The sequence below is a fragment of the Sediminibacterium sp. genome (assembly GCF_019264485.1).
Classification (GTDB): Bacteria; Bacteroidota; Bacteroidia; order Chitinophagales; family Chitinophagaceae; genus Sediminibacterium.
This window is the reverse complement of the sequence record NZ_JAHVAA010000004.1, coordinates 264,320-284,099: the sequence shown is the minus strand read 5'-3', so window position 1 is coordinate 284,099 and position 19,780 is coordinate 264,320. Positions and strand designations below refer to the sequence as shown.

Here is a 19,780-nt window from a genome sequence, read left to right as displayed (position 1 = left end):
CTATATTTTTATACAATCATAAACGACCTCACTTGGCGCTAAATATGAAAACACCAGAGCAGGTCTATCAAACAAAAATCCCGGCTACCTGAGGCAACCGGGACTATTTTTTAATCTGTCAACTTATTTACGGACGATTCATATATCTAAAACTCCACAATCAATCCAACTGTTGGTGTTACCTGTACTTCCGCATTGGATAATATCAAAGGAATGGCATTGCTTCCATTGGCAGCAATCGGTTGTCCGTTGGTGGTTAGGAATGCCTTGTTATCAGGTGTGCGCTGAAATGTATATTGTGGCATTCCGCTTACAGTGGCACCATACCAATTGCTGATATCGATAAAAAGATTGAGTGTTGTTTTCTTATAGTTCCATTTTTTATCGATACGAATATCGCTGGCATGAAATGCAGGTAAACGGTTGGCATTGAATTTCGAATAGTCTAATACACCTGTACCAAGACTCAGGTAATTCAATTGTGAGGCTGCCAGATCAAAAGGCGTTAACGGAGCCGACCCCTGGTAACGGAATTTCAAACCAAGCTCCCAGTTGCGTGGTAATTTATACCCCATGGTTATGCTGAGGAGCTGACCATTATCCCAACCCGCCGGTAAATAATTTCCTGTGCTGTTGGTAAACTCAGATTTGTACAAGGTATAGCTGAGTAATCCGAAAAACCGTTTGGTTAATTTTTTTTGCATAAAGATTTCCATTCCATAAGCCCTCCCTTTTCCGTTTTGAATAACGGCTTCGTTGCCAATACTGCCAAACTCTGTTCCTTTATTAGCCAGACTGATACCTTCGGTAACACTCACCGGATAGCTGCTGTATGATTTATAAAACCCTTCCACCGTTAAACGAAAACTACCCGATGGCAGGTATTCAACTCCACCCGTGTAATGTGTACTTTGAATATAGTTACCTGAGTTTTTAATACCCGAGCGCATAAATGCCAGTTGTGTGTAGGGTGGAAGTTTATAATAAGAACCTACACTTGCATTCAGGTTCCATTTAGGCGCCAATGCATAACTTACAGACAAGCGTGGCGACAATTGCTTCAGTGGGTTCGATTCGCTGTTTGATAACCTATTGGCATCCATTCTGATACCAGCACTAAAAGCCATTCGATCGTTCAATATTTTTCTTCCGGCCTGTAAAAAAGCACCATACCTAATAAAATCAATATTGCTATTGGCGTTGATACGTACTTCGGGTTGAATGATATTACCATTCTGGTCGCGCAGTTCTTTCCGGTAAAGGTTTTCAAAACGGTTTACAAAATCAACATACTGCAATACGGTTCCGTAACTTATTTTCCAGCCTCCTGTATTACTGGTAACATCAAAACGCAATTTATTTTCCGTTTCACGGCTATCGGTAAATAATGTTTGTGTTGCCGGACTTGGATTTTCATTGTCTTCGAATTTTTCTACTGAATTGTTGAGTGTATTCCTGCTCAGTGCCAGGTTCCAGAATCCTTTTGCCGTTAATTTTTTTAAGCTCACGCCGAATGTATAGTTCCATTGGTTAATGCTGGGATTACTGTTTATGACATATAATTTTTCCGGTGTTGCTTTTTTGGGTGCAGCAAACCTGAATTCATCGATGGCACCAAGTCCGAGAAAGCTCAGCGTTGTAGTTGTATTGATTTTCGTTGTGGTTTTAAACTGAAGATCCCAGTAATTAGGTCTGATGGGCAGGTCAATAGCCTGGAACAATAACTGCAGGTAACTTCTCCGCACCGATGCCAGGTAGGTGGTTTTATTACTCAGTGGACCATCGGCTGTTAATGCCAGTTCTGTGGCACTCAATATTATATTGCCCTGTGTACGCTTATCATTTCCTGTTTTTTGTTTGAACTGTAATACACTACTCAATGCATTATCGTATCGTGCATCAAAAGCGCTGGAGCTGAGTTTTACTTCTTCAATAAAATTGGCATTGAGAATACCCTGCGGACCACCACCACTTCCCTGTGTACCAAAATGATTGATCAGGGGTATTTCTATTCCATCGAGATAGTACACGTTTTCATTGGGCGCTCCACCACGGATGATGATATCGTTTCTAAAACCACCGCCACCCACACCACCACCTACTCCCGGCAGTGATTGTATTACTTTACTCACATCAAAATTACCACCGGGGTTTCTTTTGATTTCTTCAATCGTCATGCGCTGCACACTCAGTGGCGTTTCAATACTTGCAGCACGGGCCGTATTTCTTCTGCCGGTTACCGTTACACCCGACAATACCGAAGTTTCAGACTCCATTTCTACAGAGAGTACATTGATATTACCGTTGGTGACCAGTAAATTGTTTAGTAATATGGTTTTATAGCCAAGACTGGTTAGCGTAAGATTATAGGTTCCGGGCAAGAGATTTGTAAAACGGAAAACACCTGTTGTATCAGACAATACAGTAATAGCGGCTGGAGTTAACCGGATGGTGGCTGCTGTTATCGGTCTCTGGGTGTTTTTATCTGTAAGTGTTCCCAACAAAGCACCCTGTCTGGCCGTTTGAGCAGTGGTGATTGTACTTAAGCAAGAAGCATAAAAAATTACCTGTACCAGTCTGTTTAACATATATCCTGTTTTTCCTGGGTACAAAACAACAAAACAGGTTTCTTGTTCAATACATTAATGTAAAACAATATTCTTCTCCATATCTTCTAAAGCCATTCCTTTTGTTTCGGGCATCATTTTCCATACATAGAGCAGTTGCAAGACCATCATAAAAGCAAAAAAGCCGAAGATATAACTGCCCGCTACATTGGCTGCAAAAAAGGGAAATACCTGTGCCACCAGTGCAGCAAATACCCAGTGCGTTAAAGAGCCAAACGATGTTCCGCTTGCCCTTACAGCATTAGGAAAGAGTTCCGACAGGAACACCCAGATTACAGCACCCTGCCCCACGGCATGCGCCCCAATAAAGATGAATACATAATAAATAATCATGCTCTTGTCTGCACTGTTAAAAGAAACAGCAATCAGTGTAAGAGAAATAATATAACCCAGTGAGCCAATATACATGAGTGCTCTTCTTCCAAAACGGTCAATCAGGTACCAGCCTGTAATGGTGAAGAGCAGGTTTACCGCACCAATGCCTACTGTTGACAATAAGGCACCGCTTCTTTCAATACCTGCCATTTCAAATACTTTGGGTGCGAAATAAATAATGGCATTGATACCCGACATCTGGTTAAAGAATGCAATCAGAAAAGCGAGTAATAAAGGAGTATAGAATTTTTTGGAGAAGAGTTTTTCTTTTGTGGCTGTAACAGACAGCCTGATTTTTTCAATCATTTCATCTGTTGCTTCACCCGTAAGTGCCATTACTTTTTTCGCCGCTGCAGTATCTTTTTTATACAATACCAGCCATCTGGGTGTTTCGGGTGTAAATAACATCAGTACCGAAAAGAGTAAAGACGGAATGGCTACTACGCCCAACATCCAGCGCCAATCCTGTTCGCCACCGGTACCCTGTAATAAGTAATTGGAAAAATAGGCCAGCATAATACCTGCCACCACATTTAACTGAAATGAAATAACCATGCGGCCTCTGTATTTGGGTGGTGCTATTTCAGAAATATATACCGGTGCCACTACCGATGAGGCACCAATGCTCAAACCGCTCAAAAAACGGAAGAACATAAAACTATATACATCTTGCGCCAATGCAGCACCAACAGAAGTGAGCAGGAAAACAATCCCGATCCAGAACAATGTTTTTTTTCGACCGATACGGTTGGCGGGTATATTACCCAATGCAGCACCAAAAACAGTTCCATACAAAGCCATCGCAATCGCTGTTCCATGCATCCAGTTGCTCAGGTTCCATAAACTTTGAATGGCTTGTTCCGCACCGGAAATAACTGCAACATCTAATCCGAATAAAAGTCCACCCAAACCTACAGTGATGGACCATAATGCAAGTTTCTTATTCATGGCAGCTCGTTGATTATTAAATATAAGTCGGAAAGTCCGAAAGTCAGGAAGTCCGAAAGAAAATTGAGTAGTAACAGTTCAGTGTAACTGAATGGAAGAAACCACGGAGTTACGCGGAGGGCGCTATACTAAATCTGTCATCTCCCGGACTTTCCGACTTCCGGACTTTCCAGACTTCCTCACACAAAAAGACCCGCTTCATAAAAAGCGGGTCTGGGTTGTATTCAGGGGGTTCAAGGGCAAAATAGATAATAATCCCCCCGGACTTTCTTTATCGCACCTCGATTGTCTGAATACTATTTTCAAGTGGGTTTTAGACGGATGCGAAAATAGAAGCATATAATCGCCTTCCGAAATGCGTTTGAGCAAGACAGGTTTTCAGTAGATGAGAAGCAACAATAAGTAGATGAAACGTTTTACTGCGCTTTTATTTTGCTGGCGTAATAATGATATTCCTGTATTCAACAGGCCCATGATCGCCCTGTAAGAGTATGGGACCGGGCTCTCCTTCTTTACTATCGAGTGCCCCGCCGGTAATGCCCGGTATAATCTGGTCTACAATAATGGCTTTGCCATTGGCAATTACTGTTACCCTTCTGCCAATAAGTGTAATATCGAAGCTTTGCCATTCGCCCGCAGGCTTGGCTGCCATTTCGTTGGGTGTGAGAAAACCATAGATACCACCGAAATAGGTTGAGGAGGGTTCTTTGCCTGCATTATCTTCAACCTGTACTTCATAACGGCCTCGGAGGTATACGCCACTATTACTTCCTGCAGGATAGCGAAACTCTACATGTAGTTTAAAATCGGTAAACTTTTCTGTTGTCATCAGGTTGCTTCCCGATTTCGGACTGGTGAGTACACCATTTATATTTTGCCACTGGTTGGTTCTGCCCTGTGCCACCCATCCGTCTAAATTGGTTTTGTTGAGCAGGTGAATGGGTTTGCCCCAGTTCGCTGGTGTTGTTCTTTTTAAAAGTGGTGCGCGTTCTCCGGTAACTGTATAGGTTCTGCCATTACTTGCATAGATGGTGCCTTTTAATTGATCGTTTTCCAATGTTGCTTCAAACACCATTTCTTTATCTGTGCGTTCCCACTGTGCCGGTATGGAAAAATGAATTTTGCCGTCTTTTACTTTTACCTGTGCAATAGGTCTGGCGCTTCCTCCATCGGCCACAAATTGTCCAACCAGGGTTTGTATGCCCGAGAGTTTTACTTCCAGCCAGGAGGGCGCCATACGATCGCCCATATTAACGGTAAGGTCCCAGCGACCAATAATATCGTTATCAGCAGCAACTGTTTGTTTATTACTGAATGCTGTTACGGTAACAAATACGGCAATAAAAGCAAAGAATAAAAAGTAGCGGGTGATGCTTTGTTTCATATGGCAGGTTTGAGTAATGAAGATAAAGAAACTTTGAGGTTAATTATAATATCGAATACCCATTATCCAACTTCGAAATTCGGTATTCGACATTTCTCTGTTCTCCAAAGGAGTTCTTCGAACTTCTGTTTCATTTATTTTCTGGCCACTATCATCAAGCCATTACCGGAGCGAACAGGTAAGGTATAATCTAATAGCATACAAAGAAGAATAAGAGGATAGAAAAGCAGCAGTGAAAAAAAGATTATTATTTTAAAAAGAAAGGAATAGGCATTAAAAAGAATGAGGTGAATATTCAACAGTTCGTTGCTTAATTTACCAAAGAAGCCGTATGTTTTTGTTTTTTCGGTTACCAGAAAATTACAGTCCTGCAAAAGTTTTATCAAACCCGCTTCATGATATATCCGCTGGTTTTGCTGAACAGATTCATAGTTCTCATAACGCTGCATTATTTTTTTATAAAAGGGCAGTATGGTGTGGTTGTTAACAGGCACATAGAGCAATAAATCTCCTCCCGGTTTCATGGCATTGTATAAACAAGATAAAAACACCTCGTCGTTTTTGCTGTAGGGTAATACAGAAATGCAGAGGATAATATCATATAGTTCTTTTTCTTTTAACTGTTCCGTTTCTATTTCTTCAAATAAAATATGTGTTAACCCATAATGCTGTGCATAGCGGTTACAAAAAGAGATATTACTTCTTTCCCTGTCTATCCCTTTGAAAAAAGCTGTTTTACGTGAAGCGGCGAAGGGGAATAAAAACTGACCCTCTCCGCATCCGGCATCCAGTAAACGATAGGGTGTTGTTTTTGAATTTAGGAGTTTGCTGAGTCTTTTAGTAATATACCATTTCCTTAGTTGTAAGAAGTAATTGAAGGCATAGAACAAATGTATCCATTGAGGATGGTTTAATAACCAGGATGGATACTGGTGCGTAAAAAAGTGTTGTGGTTTTTTATTGTTCAAACCCTTTCATTGAAGGCCTAAGATAAACAGACTCCTTACATTGAAAAAAGAAATCCTGCTAACCGGTTCTGCTGAATCTGCTCTTCACACATCATCATAATAATAAATGCGGCGCATTGCTGCGCCGCATTTATCTTATAGCTTTCATCAACAAAACTCCGCCTTTCTTACTATCCTCCTGTATAGAGGTCCCAGTTAATTTCTGCCTGTGGACGTGGGAACTGTTTAAAGATGGTTCCCTGATCGTATGAAGTTGGAATGGTATTGAGTCTGTCGTACCTGCGTGCATCAATCCAGCGATGACCCCATGGTTCGGCCCATAGTGAGTAACGACGCTGATATAGAATTTCGTCAATCAATGCTGCCTGTGTAGTAGCGCCGCCATAGTTACCAATATTAGCCGCAGTGCGAATAACATTAATGGCATTTACAGCATCTGTTGTTTGTCCGAGCTGTGCATGCGCTTCTGCTTTAATCAATATCAGCTCTTCATTTTTAATAAAAGGAATGGGTGATGTATTACTGGCCCATCTTTTATCCTGGTGTGTTCCTACCAGTGGTGCAGCATCTGTGGTAATGGTAACCGGTGTGGTACGCTGGTGGAACTTGGCGGCTACACGTGCATCACCGGGTGTGGCATCGGCCAATACAGACGGGTGTACCACAATAATGGTATTCACACTTGCATCAAGCACATAATACATGGGGTTAAAACCATCTGGTGGTGCACCATAAGTATGTGCCGGACCAGCACCTAAAATGCCGGTGAGGTTCATGAATGAATTATTCAATGCAGTTAATGCGCCGTTCCAGTCTTTACGATAAATGGCTACCCTTGCTGCAATAGCCCTGTTCACTCTTTTCAATCCATCGATATTATTAAAGCCATTCCATCCGGCTGTAAGTGTGAAAGGAAATGCTGTACCCGAAGCATTCAGATCAGCATAACCGGCAGTGAGTAATGAATCTATAAAACCCAATGCTGCGGTATAAGTACGGAAGCCTCCGGGTTTCAGCGGATCTTTTACATCGGTTCTGATACCGTTTTCATATTGCCAGTTGGCGGGTATCATAAACTGGTATGCCATGATGGTTTTGGCAAAACCTGCTACTGCACTTTTTTCCTGCGCAGTTAAAGCTGCGGAGTTTTGTGCTGCATCAATCAATACATAGCCTTGTTTAATACACTGATAGGGAGTTGCGTATGAACCACCACCTGTAGCACCAAATCCAAAGTATGCCGCATCGGGAACACGACCTGCCTGGCCTAACCAGTCTGTTTGAAAACGAGGGTCAGATCCATTCAGGTACCATACTTCTCTTCCGAAAGTATTCCATGCCTGACAGATATTGGTGACATAGCCCTTATGTCTTTGTTCCAGACCCGTTACGAGAAACTGTATCTGGCTTCGTGAAGCATTGTTCAACACACTTGCCTCACTGGGATTATTCGGGTCTACCAGTTCTTTTACCTCCAGTGGGTTGCAGGAAAACTGAAACGCTGCAACACTTGCTAATAATAGTATTTGAAGCTTTTTCATGTGTTTCTATTTATTGATTTTGGTCACATGGAATTCGCCAGCATAGTTCAATCCATATCAAACTTTGTAATGGCTCATTTCATGTGTTATAGAATTTAGAAGTCAATTTGTAAATGAAAGAATAATCTTCTGGCTGTTGGATAAGGAGCCACATCAACGTTATTGGCAACTGCCTGTGCACCAAATGTGGATGTTTCGGGATCATAGCCTTTGTATTTGGTGAAGAGGAACACATTGTTTCCTGATACACCAATTTTCGCACGCTGAATAACCCTTCCAAAGCTACGGCTGAGAAAATCTTTCGGAACTGTATAGTACAAACCAATCTCACGTACTTTCATGAAAGTAGCATCCTGCACCCAGCGCGCTGCATTATTATATGGCGCCGGCGGACGCTGACGACCATTGGGTATACCATCTTTATTATCATCATCAAACCAGCCCTTGGTAGTACCACCACCGTCGGTAAGGAAAGAAGTAAGGTTAATATTATCTCCGCCGCTACGATACTCCATCAAAAAGTTCAGATCGAAGTTTTTCAGGAAAGTAATATTGTTCGACCAGGAAGAAGTCCAGTCAGGTTGTGCATTACCCCATACTGTAAATACACCCGGAGAAACTGCCGGTGTACCCACAATGGTTGTGGGTGCCACTCCCTGTTGATAGAGGAAGGTACCCAGTGCAGAGCCAAACGCACCTGCTGTATATGAAGGTATGCCCAGTCTGGTAATCTTCACATCGTTTTTCCACCACATAAGACGTGAAGTCCATTTAATTTTTTCCTTCTGTAATACCGTACCCGATAAAGCCAGTTCAATACCATTGTTACGCATCTCAGCTTCGTTGCTCAATGTTTGTGCAACACCGGTTGAAGGCGAGAGGTTCAGTGGCTGTAAATTGTCTTTAGTTGTTTTAATATAATAAGTAGCTTCTAACAGTATTTTGTTATTAAAGAAGCCCGCATCCAAACCAAATTCCAGCTCTTCGGCTCTTTCTGGTCTGATGTTGAGGTTACCTACATTCACCGCTACAGTTGAACCCAGTAAGCCACCAATATTCACACCACCCAATGAAGTAAATGTTGCACCAAATGGAACAGGCCCTGCGGTTTGTCCATAAGCAACACGTGGTTTCAATTGAGAAATGGTGCGTGATTTCCAGAAATCAAAATTGGTAAGGTTAACGGCCAGTGATGCTTTTGGAAATGCATAATATTTATTCGCATTACCATTGGTATTTGATTTATCCCAGCGAACACCTACTGTACCAATGATCTTATCTTCAAAATTGGCTTCCTGCTGTAAGAAAATACCCACATCGCGCTGTGAGTTTTCAAACTGTGCTTCTACTTCCTGCACAGTGGCCTGTTTGATATTTGATTGTCCGGGCGCCAGACCACGACCACGGTTGAATAATCCATCATTTTTAAAATCCAGGCGAACCATACCGGCCTGTGTAGTCATACTTACTTTTTTCAGTTCCCAGTTATATACCATCGCTGCCTGAAAATTGGTATTCATGGTTTGTTGTCTGCCCACCAATACATCACCGGGGTTGGCCTGTGCCCGCTGAAACTGCAGGTCATCCGGTAAATACACTTTGGTAGAATTCTGGAAGAAATCCAGACCACCATTCAGTTTAAATTTCAGTTGCGATCTTTCTGTACGAAGGAGATTGATATCTAATCCGAACGACTGAATAAAACGGTTTACCAGTGAATTATTAATGCCCTTATCGGTAACTGCTACCGGGTTCTCTGCGAAATATGGATTATTTGGATAAGCACCCGCAACTGGACGCAGGTCGAAATAATTAGGTACATAAGAAATATTGTAACCAATACTGGCACCTGAATTATTCTGATTACCGGTAAAACCACGATCGGTATTACTACGGCTATAGTTAGAGTTAACACTCAGTGTGATGTCTTTAGTAAGCTTATGATCAATATTTGCACGAACAGACTGGCGTTCAAAACCTGTTCTTCTCACTGTACCACCTTCGTCGGTCATGGCGCCTGAGATAAAGAATTTGGTTCTCTCATCACCTCCGCGCACGCTTAAACGGGTGTTTAACAGTGTGGCGGTATTGCCATAAAAATAATCTTCATAATCAATAAAGGTTCCGTTGGCTACTGCATTCTGATAGCGTGTTAATTCAATAGGTCTTCTCGCAACAGGAAAGAAGGAGTTGATTTTTGCTTCGCTCCAGTTGTCTACACCCATTAGTTTCAGTGGTGTTGCAAAACCAATATCCTGTGCAAAGCTGATGGTTGTTTTTCCTGCTGCTCCTTTTTTGGTATTGATTACGAGTACACCGGCATTGGCACGTGTACCATACATGGCCGCTGCTGATGGGCCTTTTAATACTTCAATGCTTTCAATATCAGCTGGGTTAATATCTGCCAGACGGTTGGCACCATCATCCTGATTGGCCGCGCCGGCACCGGTTACAGAAGCACGTCCGGTACGCTGAAAATCGTTACTGATGTATACACCGTCCAATACTATGAGTGGTGCGGATGCCTGGGTAAGACTTGAAAGACCACGCAACTGAATATTGATACCACCACCGGGTGCACCTGAATTCATACGAATATTGGCACCGGGTACTTTACCATAGAGTGCTCCGTCTGTTGTTTGAATTTGTGTGGTTCCTGTGAGGTCGCGTGCCGATACGGTTGTTATTGCATTGGCGAGGTTAGAGCGTTTGATGGAAGAGGCCAGACCTGTTATAACCACTTCTTTTAAAGGACTGATCTCTTCTTCCATCATAACTGCTACCGTTGGTTTGTCGGCGGTAACGGTTACTTCGGTTGTTCTGAATCCAACATAGTTTAACACCAGCACGGCGGTTCTGCCGGTGGGTTTAATGGAAAAATTACCGCTGGCATCGGTAGTAGTCACCTGTTTGGTGCCTTTAATGGTTACGGAAACCCCTGTTAAAGGATTACCTGTTACCGCTTCCTTAATTGTTCCGGTGGCGGTAAAGCCTTGTGCATCGGCCGCTGTTATACTGCCTGTAAAAAAAAGCAGTAGCAGCATTCTGAAAAGATAAAGTTTCTGCATACTCAGCATTTTGGTTTGTGAATAATCGGGTTTTAGGTTTATCGATCGGATTGGTGTCTGTTTATTTTTTTACTACCGGTAGTTTAATCAGTGATGGATATTGTGCAGAGTGATGAATTTTATTCTCCACTTTAATACCCGTCGCTTCATCGTAATTCTTTCCGCCGGTATTCATGTTTCTGTCGAAGCGTGGAAAATTGCTGCTTGTTACTTCAATGCGGATTTTATGACCGGCCGCAAAGAAATTACTGGTAACCATTGGGGTGAGGTCTACCTTGTATACTTTACCTTTTTCCATAAACACTTCTTTGTCATAACCCTCTCTGTAACGCAGGCGTTGTATGGTTTCATCAAGGTTATAGGCTTTACCATCGGGATGTACATCAATCAGTTTGATGGTGATATCGGTATCCGGACCTGTTGAGGAAACGAATAAAGTAGATTCAATAAATCCACTTACTTCTATTCCTTCTTTTAGTACATCGGAGGTATACACCAGTATATCATCACGCAATTCCATATTCGACTGATCGAATGAACCTCCCTGTACAGCATTACCGGTACAACAAACATTACCACCATAAGAGGGAACGGGGTTCATCGGATCGTAGGTAAATGCATCGGGTTTGTCTTCTTTTGGCTGTGTAGTGCTTAGTTGTCCGTCGCCGTTTCTGGTATTTGCTTTTCCGCCGCTGCTTAAATAGAAGGTCTGCATTTCTGCATTGGGTGGTGGAAAGCTTTCGGCCTGTTGCCATTTATTGCTACCCATGGTATAGTAGCGTACCCTTGGGTTTTTGTCTTTGAAATCGTTTTTGTCTCCTTTCAGCAACATATCAAACCAGCCCCAGGTAAGTTCATCGTAGTTCAGCCGGGCATCGCCCACACTTCTTTCACCCACAATGGTATTTTCGGTGGCGCGTTTATACGAACAATGCAGTACAGGTGCAATCACCAAGTACTGGTTATCGGCGGTGGCTTTGTCTTTGGCTGTTTTACGCACATGATTAAAGAGTGCAATATTGGGTGCCGATGATACATCGTACCAGGATACAAACCAATAAGCAGGCACATTGATGGGCATATTATCGTGGTACAATCCGCCCTTGAACCATTTGGGATCATTGGGTTTGCGGCGAATCATGTCTTCATACACGCCATCCTGTCCCTTTGCATTTTTAATGATATCCTGAACGGGCAGGTGGCGTAAACCTACAGACCAGTCTACGCGGGGCATTTCGGTAGACATATCGTAAAATCTTTGTAAACGCTGTAAATCTTTCTGCTGAATATTTTTTGGGAAAGTAGGTTTAAACTTATCGTTCTGTGTACCATAGAGCCAGGCGGTAAAAAGCATTTGCTGGGCGCCACCGCGGTACCAGTTACCCTGTTCCATAAATTTCCCTACGCGTCCAACACCGGCACCAAAACCCTGTGCCACCATGGCTGCCAGTGCGGGGTGATTTTGTGAGGCTACGGCCATCTGCCATTCGGCGGTGGAGGAGCAGCCGATTACACCAATTTTTCCATTGCTCCAGGGTTGTTTGGCCATCCAGGTAAATGCATCATAGCCGTCTGTTATGGGCGCACCGAGAATATCCCATTCGCCCTCCGAAAAATAACGGCCCCTTTCATTCTGTACCACATAGGCATAACCACGGGAAACCGCATTGTATGCTTCTTCCATGGTGCGGGTGGTCATTTTACCATCAACCCAGGTATTAAACTGGTAAGGGGTTTTGGAAAAAACAATGGGTACTTTCTGGTTGCCCTTGGGGCGGTAGATATCGGTAGCCAGACGAATGCCATCGCGCATGGGCATCATTACTTTCTGGTCGATGACGGCAATTTCCTGAAGTTTAAGGTAAATGGCTGCGGTATCCTGTGCATAGGAACCAATGACCAGCAGACAGCCGGCCAGGATGAAGGCTATTCTTCTCATAGGCATTTTTTGGAAAGGCAACTGTTTCTTTAAAAATGTTGCATCAAAACAGTAATAAAGTAAAAAAAGTTTAATGTGAAGGGGGCTTTAGGTCTCTTACTACAAAAAAGTGGCTATTTAGTGAGGTTATGCCCATAAAAAACCCGCTTCTTTGGAAGCGGGGAGGAGCGTGAGACGTGAGAAGCATATTGCTAACTATAATCAAAGTATCCCAATCTTCTTTTCATGTCTCACTTTTCACTTCTTTAGTTGCAGTGCATATTTTAAAAGCGCATCAAAAAGCAGATAGTAACCATCGGTACGTTTGCCGTCATCGTCTTCGGTGTTAGTAAATAGAATAACGCCTACTTTTTTATTCAAATCGGTTAACATCAGGGTTTTAACACCATGATCTCTGCCACCATGTCCTAAGAGGGTAACATTGTTTTTGGTGCGCCAGAAAATGCCCTCATTTTTTTCTGCCAGATTCATATTCGCCGGTTTATTCTTTGCTGTAAACTGAAGTGTTTGCATATCGTTAATGGTGGCTGTTTGTAAAATGCGTTTCCCATTATGTGTTCCTTTTTTCAGCAGCATGGCAAAAAATTGACTCAGGTCGCTAACAGAGGTTCGCAAACCGCCATCAGGATAAGTTGTGATTCCATACAAAGGAATCTGGAAAGAACTATCTCTTTTGTTATAATAGAGTTTAGCGTGCTTTGCACGATCTGTTTCCGATAAAAACCAGCTACTGTTTTTCATTCCTAGTGGCTTCTGTATAATTGATTGACTATACTCGCTCAGTTTTTTTCCGGAAATACGTTCTATAATATAACCAGCAAGTCCAGCAGCAATATTGGAATACTCCCAGTACTCACCAGGTTTTGCCTTATAGAAATTGGAATCACTGTAATGTTTACCACCCGGTACAAAATATTCTTTTAAAAAATCGCCCAGGGGTTCGGGAGAGTCTTTATCGGTAAAATAAGTGCTGTCTCCATAAAAAGGATCCCTGTCGGCCAGGCTTGAGCTGTGTGTTGCAATCATCCGCAGCGTAATTTTTTCTTTAGGAGCATATGGGTTGATGACCTTGAATGGCAGATAGGTGTTGATGTCTGCATCAAGCGAAAGTTTCTTTTCTTCCACCAATCGCATCATACAAACACCTGTGAGGGTTTTAGTAATGGATGCCACATTCATAACGGTATTTTCTGTAAACGGAATCTTATTCGCTTTATCGGCATAACCATATCCTTTCATCCACACAATCTTACCATCAATAATAATAGAGCCTGCTACACCCGCCATTTTCGATTGTTGCAGGTATCTTTCAGCTACACTGTCTATCCAGTGCTGGTTAACTGTGTATTGTTTACTGTTTTGTTGACCTGCTAAATTGGTCATCGTCAAAAGCATAAATGAAAACAAAAAGATCAAAGTTCTAATTTGCATAAGTAGTTTTATGATAGTTAAAATTGTTTGGGTGTACTGTAATTATTAAAACACAAAACTACTGAGCAGTGTGTTGCGTATTTGTTTAAAAAAGCAAGATACACGCACAAAAAAATCATTCAGAAAGTAAAAACCGGTTAAATTATGCATGCGTTAGATAAAACAGATAAACACCTGTTAAATGAGTTACAGGAAAACAACCGTGTTACTGCCGAAGAGCTGGGTCGTAAATACAATTTGAGTACCAGTGCTGTACAACGCCGGTTAAAACGTTTTCGTACAGACAATATTATTGAAGCAGATATTGCCGTTATAGCGTCCGAAGTATCAGGCACCACTCTTCATTTTGTGGTAGAAGTAAGTCTGGAGTTGGGTAATTCATCCGTAATCGAAGGCTTCAAAAAACTCATGTTATCCTGTCCCGATGTGTCGCAGTGTTTTTATGTGGCTGGTGTCTACGATTTTATTCTCTGTGTACAAACAAAAGATATGGCTGCTTATGAGGTTTTCTCAAAAAAGTATTTTATGGATAATAAACAGGTGAAACAATACTATACACATGTTGTATTGAATACGGTGAAGAAAAGGTATGGAGTGAGGTTATAGCAGACAGGAGTTTAAAACTTTATTTACTGACGCACTGAACCTAAAGAGGTATAAGTTTCATTATTAAATATCCCGCAGTTTTATTCGGTGCCTGAACAAGCCAAAAACAAAAAACCCCAACCCGCCAAAGGCGAACTGAGGTTTTTGTGGTGTGGGCCGGGATCGAACCGGCGACACAAGGATTTTCAGTCCTTTGCTCTACCGACTGAGCTACCGCACCGTGCCGGTGAAGGAACAAGAATCAAGAAAACAAGGTACAAGGTTTAGCTTGTGGCTTGCAGCCTGCAGCTTGAAGCTTTCTTCTTACCCTTTCGGGGCAGCAAAAATAGGGGGTTTTCACATATAATCCACATTCAATCGCATTTTTTTGCGCATTTTGAGCCCGTCAATAACAATTCGGTAACGGACGCTTAATGATTCCATCATGTTACGGGTTCAGTTTTGCAGCAAAACCAAACCTTATATGCGAATTACTGCTATTGCACTTAGTTTACTTGTATTTGTTGCCTGCAAAAAAGAAGATACCGACCCCGTTGAAAAAATAGTTAATGAAGACCCTTCTTCCTACACAGAAATCGCTTCCTTAAACCTGGGTGGCTTGGGCGCTGCTGAAATTACCACTTATGACCCCGCCACCAAAAGACTGTTTGCCGTTAACAACGGTACCACCAATAAAATTGATGTAATTAATATAGCGGATCCTGCTAATATTACCGTTATTCATTCCATCAGCATGGCACCTTATGGTGGTTATGTAAATAGTGTTGATGTTAGCAATGGTAAACTCGCCGCAGCCATCGAATCGGTTAACAAACAGGAAAACGGTAAACTGGTAATTTTTAATACCAGCACTTATGCAGAAGAAAAAATAATTACCGTTGGCGCACTCCCCGATATGGTAGTATATAGCCCCGATGGAAAATTTATTCTCACCGCCAATGAAGGAGAACCCAATGCCACTTACACGGCCGACCCTGAAGGCACGGTTTCCATTATCAGCGTAGCCGATAACTATGCAGTTACCACTATTAATTTTTCTGCTTTTGTCAGTCAGCAAACCGCATTAACCGCAAAAGGATTCCGTATCAGTGGACCTAATAAAAGTTTCCTGCACGATATTGAACCGGAGTATATCACGGTTTCTTCCGATTCAAAAACTGCATGGGTTACCCTGCAGGAAGCAAATGCCATTGCCAGCATTGACCTGTCTTCAAAAACCATTACCAATATTATGCCCCTGGGTTTTAAAGATTTTAACCTGGCGGCCAATGCAACAGATGTATCAGACCGCGATAACGCCATTGCCTTTGCTCCCTGGAAAATCTTTGGTATTTATATGCCCGATGCCATCGCCAATCTTTCTTACAATGGTAAAACCTATCTGTTTACCGCTAATGAAGGAGACTCCAGAGAGTACACCGCTTTTACAGATTTTAAAAGGCTTTCTTCTGTTAACCTCGATGCTACTGCTTTCCCCAATGCAGCAAGTTTAAAAACAGATGCACAGCTGGGCCGACTGAATATACTTACCACCAATGGCGATACAGATAATGATGGCGATTACGATGCTATTTACAGCATGGGCGCCCGCTCTTTCAGTGTTTGGGATGCCTCGAACGGATCGCTGGTTTTCGACAGCAAAAATGAACTGGATGTAAAGGCAAAAGATTTATTGGTGTATGATGATGGTAGAAGCGATGATAAATCTGTTGAACCGGAAGCCATCACTGTTGGAAAAGTAGGTACGAAACAAATTGCTTTTGTGGGTCTTGAAAGAGCCGATGCCATTGCTATTTATGATGTTAGCAATCCAACCGCACCTGTATTTCTCAAGATCATTAAAACAGGCGATGCGCCAGAAGGCACTCTATTTATTCCCGCCTCCAAAAGCCCGATCCAGCAAAGTCTGCTCGTAGTAAGCAGTGAGAATGATGGACTGGTTAAGATTTATAAGGCAACTAAATTGTAGTATAGCTGCTAGCTACTAGCTTCTGGCTGCGAGCAGGATGTCTTTAAACTCACAGCCAGAAGCTAGTAGCCAAAAGCTAGCAGCTAAATTAAAACTCACAATTCTTCGGCGTTCTTGCAAAGGCAATTACATCGCGAATATTAGTCATGCCGGTTACAAACTGTACCATGCGCTCAAAACCCAATCCGAAGCCAGCATGGGGAACCGTTCCAAAGCGGCGGGTATCGAGGTACCAGCTCATTTCTTCCAGTGGTATATGCATGGCCTGCATACGTGCTTCTAATTTTTCGAGACGTTCTTCTCTTTGCGATCCTCCCACAATTTCTCCAATACCGGGTGCCAGAATATCCATAGCGGCAACGGTTTCTTTACCGGGTTCACATCCATCATTCAATCGCATATAGAATGCTTTGATGGCAGCGGGATAACCGGTTACAATCACCGGTTTTTTAAAATGTTTTTCTACTAAGTATCGCTCATGTTCACTCTGCATATCGATACCCCATTTCACATCGAACTTGAATTTCTTTTTCTTGTAATGGGGCGAATCCAGCAATACCTGTATAGCTTCTGTATAAGTAATACGTTCAAATTGATTGTCAACTACAAATTTCAGTTTCTCGAGTAATCCCAATTCCTGTCTTTCGTTCTGTGGTTTTTGTTTTTCTTCTTCTGCCAGTCGCTGATCGAGAAATGCCAGGTCTTCCGCATTATGCTCCATCACATATTTAATGAGGTATTGAATGAACTCTTCGGCCAGGTTCATATTGTCTTCAATATCATGAAAAGCCATTTCCGGTTCAATCATCCAGAACTCTGCCAGGTGACGGGTTGTATTAGAGTTCTCTGCACGGAATGTGGGACCAAATGTATAGATCTCACTAAATGCCATGGCACCCAGTTCGCCCTCCAACTGTCCGCTCACGGTGAGGTTGGTGCTCTTACCAAAGAAGTCTTCTGAAAAATCAATACTGCCATCTTCTTTACGTGGTGGATTATCGAATGGCAATGTGGTTACACGAAACATTTCACCTGCGCCTTCTGCATCGCTTGAAGTAATGATGGGTGTGTGCAGGTATACAAAGCCTTTTTCATTAAAGAATTTATGTACGGCAAATGCAAGTGCGTGTCTGATGCGGAATACAGCTCCGAATGTATTGGTACGGAAACGCAGGTGGGCAATTTCACGTAAAAATTCAAGACTGTGTTTTTTGGGTTGAAGCGGGTATTTCTCTGCATCGCTGTCGCCGAGTATTTCGATGGTCTCAGCCTTCAACTCTACGGTCTGACCCTTCCCCAATGAAGGAACCACTGTTCCGGTTATTTTTAAAGAGGCGCCGGTGGTAATTCGTTTCAATGTGGCATCGTCGAGCAAACCCAGTTCTGCTACAATCTGTAAATTATTATTGGTACTGCCATCGTTCAATGCTATAAACTGGTTGTTACGAAATGTACGTACCCAACCCATCACGATAATATGTTGTCCGGTTTGGTCGCTGCCCAGCAGGTCCTTGATCCTTGTTCTGTTGTTAAACATTGCTTGCTCTTGCTTGATTTGAGGGCAAAGATATGGGAGAAGGTACAAGGTACAAGCCTCAAGGTATAAGCAGATTTTTACTTGCCGCCTGTGGCTTACAGCCTATGGCCAAAATTCTTCTTTATTCATCTCTAAATTGTATATTTTTAAACGCTTTTATAGCTCCATATCCAATCCGCATGATCCAACCATCATTGTTCCAGTCGTTGATTGAACTCACCACAGAAGCGGTGTTTATTGTACGTGTACAGGCCGGAGGCAAGGAGTTTGTAATGGAGTACGTAAACCCTGCCTATCTCAGGAAATTTGGCGTTACAGAAGATTCCGTTGTTGGCAAGGAGTTTAAGGATATGCTTCATGTCAACATTGTAAATGCCATCCGGATTCGCTTTATAGAATGTGTGGAAAAAGGCCATAGCATCAGCTTTGAGGAGGATTTCGAAGACCAGAGCGCAAGCTTGAGCGAGCTTTTCCCTATTAAAGACGATGACGGCAGGATTACGCATGTAGTAGGTATTTCCAAAGATATTTCCGAGCTCAAAAATAAACGCGACCAGATTGCTGCTTCAGAAAGAACCCTGCAGTCGATCATTAACAGTTCTGATAATGTGCTCATTTATATGAGCAAGGATTCGAATATTAAATATGCGAATCGAAAAGCCCAGCAACACGCTATTAAAATGTTTGGCCGGCCCTTTATGATCGGTGATAAACTAACAGATTATTATTCTGATGAAGAAAAGACACTGGGTGTGGAACATGGGCGTATACTGGCCGAACAAAAAGCCACTGTTACACATGAACACATGGTAGAATACCCCGACGGAGAAAGAGTATGGTTTCTCCGGAGGTATTATGGTGTTTTTGATGATTCGGGTGATTTATCGGGTATTGTAATTGCCTCCATCAACATCACCAACCGCAAGGAACAGGAGATGCAGATTCAGAAGCATTTAGATGCGCTGAAAGAGATTGCCAAAATACAATCGCATGAAATACGCAGGCCGGTGGCCAATATTATCGGACTGACCGATCTGATGGATTTTAAGCAGAAAACAGTGGCGGAAAACGAACAGATTTTACAGTACCTGAGAACAAGTGCGCTTGAACTTGACCAGATCATCAGCAGGATTGTAGATAAAACGCAATTTGACGGGGAGAAAGAAACTGAGTAGAAGAGGTATTGAATCGGACTTTTTAGCCACAGATTCACAGATTAAAGCACCAAAATCTGTGAATCTGTGGCTAAAATCACCTCAACCCCATCCCCTTCCAAATGAATTTTTTGTTTTGTTTTTGATTTTTTTGGCTTAACATTGCATCGGAAACCAAGCTGATTTAGTCCTTTTTTTAGCTCTCGACGCATCAGTTTACCTTCTTTCCAAAT

General features: G+C 42.4%; 12 protein-coding genes and 1 tRNA gene. 3 read left to right on the top strand and 10 right to left on the bottom strand.

Annotated features, from left to right (window positions below; all coding sequences use genetic code 11):
- Positions 1–146: 146 nt before the first annotated feature.
- The 8 genes from KXJ59_RS02625 to KXJ59_RS02590 all read right to left on the bottom strand — a co-directional run bounded on the left by KXJ59_RS02625 (position 147) and on the right by KXJ59_RS02590 (position 14,233).
- Complete coding sequence (locus KXJ59_RS02625) at positions 147–2,588, bottom strand: TonB-dependent receptor (protein ID WP_295200830.1); 2,442 nt, start codon at positions 2,586–2,588, stop codon at positions 147–149.
- A gap of 54 nt (positions 2,589–2,642) precedes the next feature.
- Positions 2,643–3,950 (bottom strand): sugar porter family MFS transporter, encoded by a 1,308-nt coding sequence (locus KXJ59_RS02620; protein ID WP_295200828.1) that lies wholly within the window; start codon positions 3,948–3,950, stop codon positions 2,643–2,645.
- 427 nt (positions 3,951–4,377) lie between these two features.
- Positions 4,378–5,334 (bottom strand): DUF1080 domain-containing protein, encoded by a 957-nt coding sequence (locus KXJ59_RS02615; RefSeq protein WP_295200825.1) that lies wholly within the window; start codon positions 5,332–5,334, stop codon positions 4,378–4,380.
- A 134-nt stretch (positions 5,335–5,468) separates the two neighbouring features.
- On the bottom strand, positions 5,469–6,302 hold the full coding sequence (locus KXJ59_RS02610) for a class I SAM-dependent methyltransferase (RefSeq protein WP_295200822.1): 834 nt from the start codon (positions 6,300–6,302) through the stop codon (positions 5,469–5,471).
- Positions 6,303–6,472: 170 nt separating this feature from the next.
- Complete coding sequence (locus tag KXJ59_RS02605) at positions 6,473–7,843, bottom strand: RagB/SusD family nutrient uptake outer membrane protein (RefSeq protein ID WP_295200820.1); 1,371 nt, start codon at positions 7,841–7,843, stop codon at positions 6,473–6,475.
- Positions 7,844–7,938: 95 nt separating this feature from the next.
- Positions 7,939–10,911, bottom strand: a complete 2,973-nt coding sequence (locus tag KXJ59_RS02600) for a SusC/RagA family TonB-linked outer membrane protein (protein WP_295200819.1) — start codon at positions 10,909–10,911, stop codon at positions 7,939–7,941.
- Positions 10,912–10,972: 61 nt separating this feature from the next.
- On the bottom strand, positions 10,973–12,850 hold the full coding sequence (locus tag KXJ59_RS02595) for a CocE/NonD family hydrolase (RefSeq protein ID WP_295200817.1): 1,878 nt from the start codon (positions 12,848–12,850) through the stop codon (positions 10,973–10,975).
- A 237-nt stretch (positions 12,851–13,087) separates the two neighbouring features.
- Positions 13,088–14,233, bottom strand: coding sequence for a serine hydrolase domain-containing protein (locus KXJ59_RS02590; protein WP_295200814.1), 1,146 nt, complete (start codon positions 14,231–14,233; stop codon positions 13,088–13,090).
- 192 nt (positions 14,234–14,425) lie between these two features.
- Here KXJ59_RS02590 and KXJ59_RS02585 point away from each other — a divergent pair, with 192 nt between their 5' ends.
- Positions 14,426–14,887: an Lrp/AsnC family transcriptional regulator gene (locus KXJ59_RS02585; protein WP_295200813.1), complete on the top strand. Its 462-nt coding sequence runs from the start codon at positions 14,426–14,428 to the stop codon at positions 14,885–14,887.
- Positions 14,888–15,034: 147 nt separating this feature from the next.
- On the opposite strand, the gene KXJ59_RS02580 is transcribed toward KXJ59_RS02585, so the two are convergent.
- A tRNA-Phe gene (locus tag KXJ59_RS02580) sits at positions 15,035–15,107 on the bottom strand.
- A gap of 243 nt (positions 15,108–15,350) precedes the next feature.
- On the opposite strand from KXJ59_RS02580, the gene KXJ59_RS02575 reads away from it, so the two are divergent.
- Positions 15,351–16,856: a choice-of-anchor I family protein gene (locus tag KXJ59_RS02575; RefSeq protein ID WP_295200811.1), complete on the top strand. Its 1,506-nt coding sequence runs from the start codon at positions 15,351–15,353 to the stop codon at positions 16,854–16,856.
- A gap of 88 nt (positions 16,857–16,944) precedes the next feature.
- On the opposite strand, the gene asnS is transcribed toward KXJ59_RS02575, so the two are convergent.
- Positions 16,945–18,393 (bottom strand): asparagine--tRNA ligase, encoded by a 1,449-nt coding sequence (gene asnS / locus KXJ59_RS02570; protein ID WP_295200809.1) that lies wholly within the window; start codon positions 18,391–18,393, stop codon positions 16,945–16,947.
- Positions 18,394–18,572: 179 nt separating this feature from the next.
- Here asnS and KXJ59_RS02565 point away from each other — a divergent pair, with 179 nt between their 5' ends.
- Positions 18,573–19,568, top strand: coding sequence for a PAS domain-containing protein (locus KXJ59_RS02565; protein WP_295200807.1), 996 nt, complete (start codon positions 18,573–18,575; stop codon positions 19,566–19,568).
- Positions 19,569–19,780: the final 212 nt, after the last annotated feature.

Bases quoted from the DNA above. Each gene is read 5' to 3' on its own strand.
- KXJ59_RS02620 (WP_295200828.1), bottom strand. From the start codon at position 3,950: ATGAATAAGAAACTTGCATTATGGTCCATCACTGTAGGTTTGGGTGGA.
- KXJ59_RS02600 (WP_295200819.1), bottom strand. From the start codon at position 10,911: ATGCAGAAACTTTATCTTTTCAGAATGCTGCTACTGCTTTTTTTTACA.
- KXJ59_RS02605 (WP_295200820.1), bottom strand. From the start codon at position 7,843: ATGAAAAAGCTTCAAATACTATTATTAGCAAGTGTTGCAGCGTTTCAG.
- KXJ59_RS02585 (WP_295200813.1), top strand. From the start codon at position 14,426: ATGCATGCGTTAGATAAAACAGATAAACACCTGTTAAATGAGTTACAG.
- KXJ59_RS02595 (WP_295200817.1), bottom strand. From the start codon at position 12,850: ATGAGAAGAATAGCCTTCATCCTGGCCGGCTGTCTGCTGGTCATTGGT.
- asnS (WP_295200809.1), bottom strand. From the start codon at position 18,393: ATGTTTAACAACAGAACAAGGATCAAGGACCTGCTGGGCAGCGACCAA.
- KXJ59_RS02565 (WP_295200807.1), top strand. From the start codon at position 18,573: ATGATCCAACCATCATTGTTCCAGTCGTTGATTGAACTCACCACAGAA.
- KXJ59_RS02575 (WP_295200811.1), top strand. From the start codon at position 15,351: ATGCGAATTACTGCTATTGCACTTAGTTTACTTGTATTTGTTGCCTGC.
- KXJ59_RS02590 (WP_295200814.1), bottom strand. From the start codon at position 14,233: ATGACCAATTTAGCAGGTCAACAAAACAGTAAACAATACACAGTTAAC.
- KXJ59_RS02625 (WP_295200830.1), bottom strand. From the start codon at position 2,588: ATGTTAAACAGACTGGTACAGGTAATTTTTTATGCTTCTTGCTTAAGT.
- KXJ59_RS02615 (WP_295200825.1), bottom strand. From the start codon at position 5,334: ATGAAACAAAGCATCACCCGCTACTTTTTATTCTTTGCTTTTATTGCC.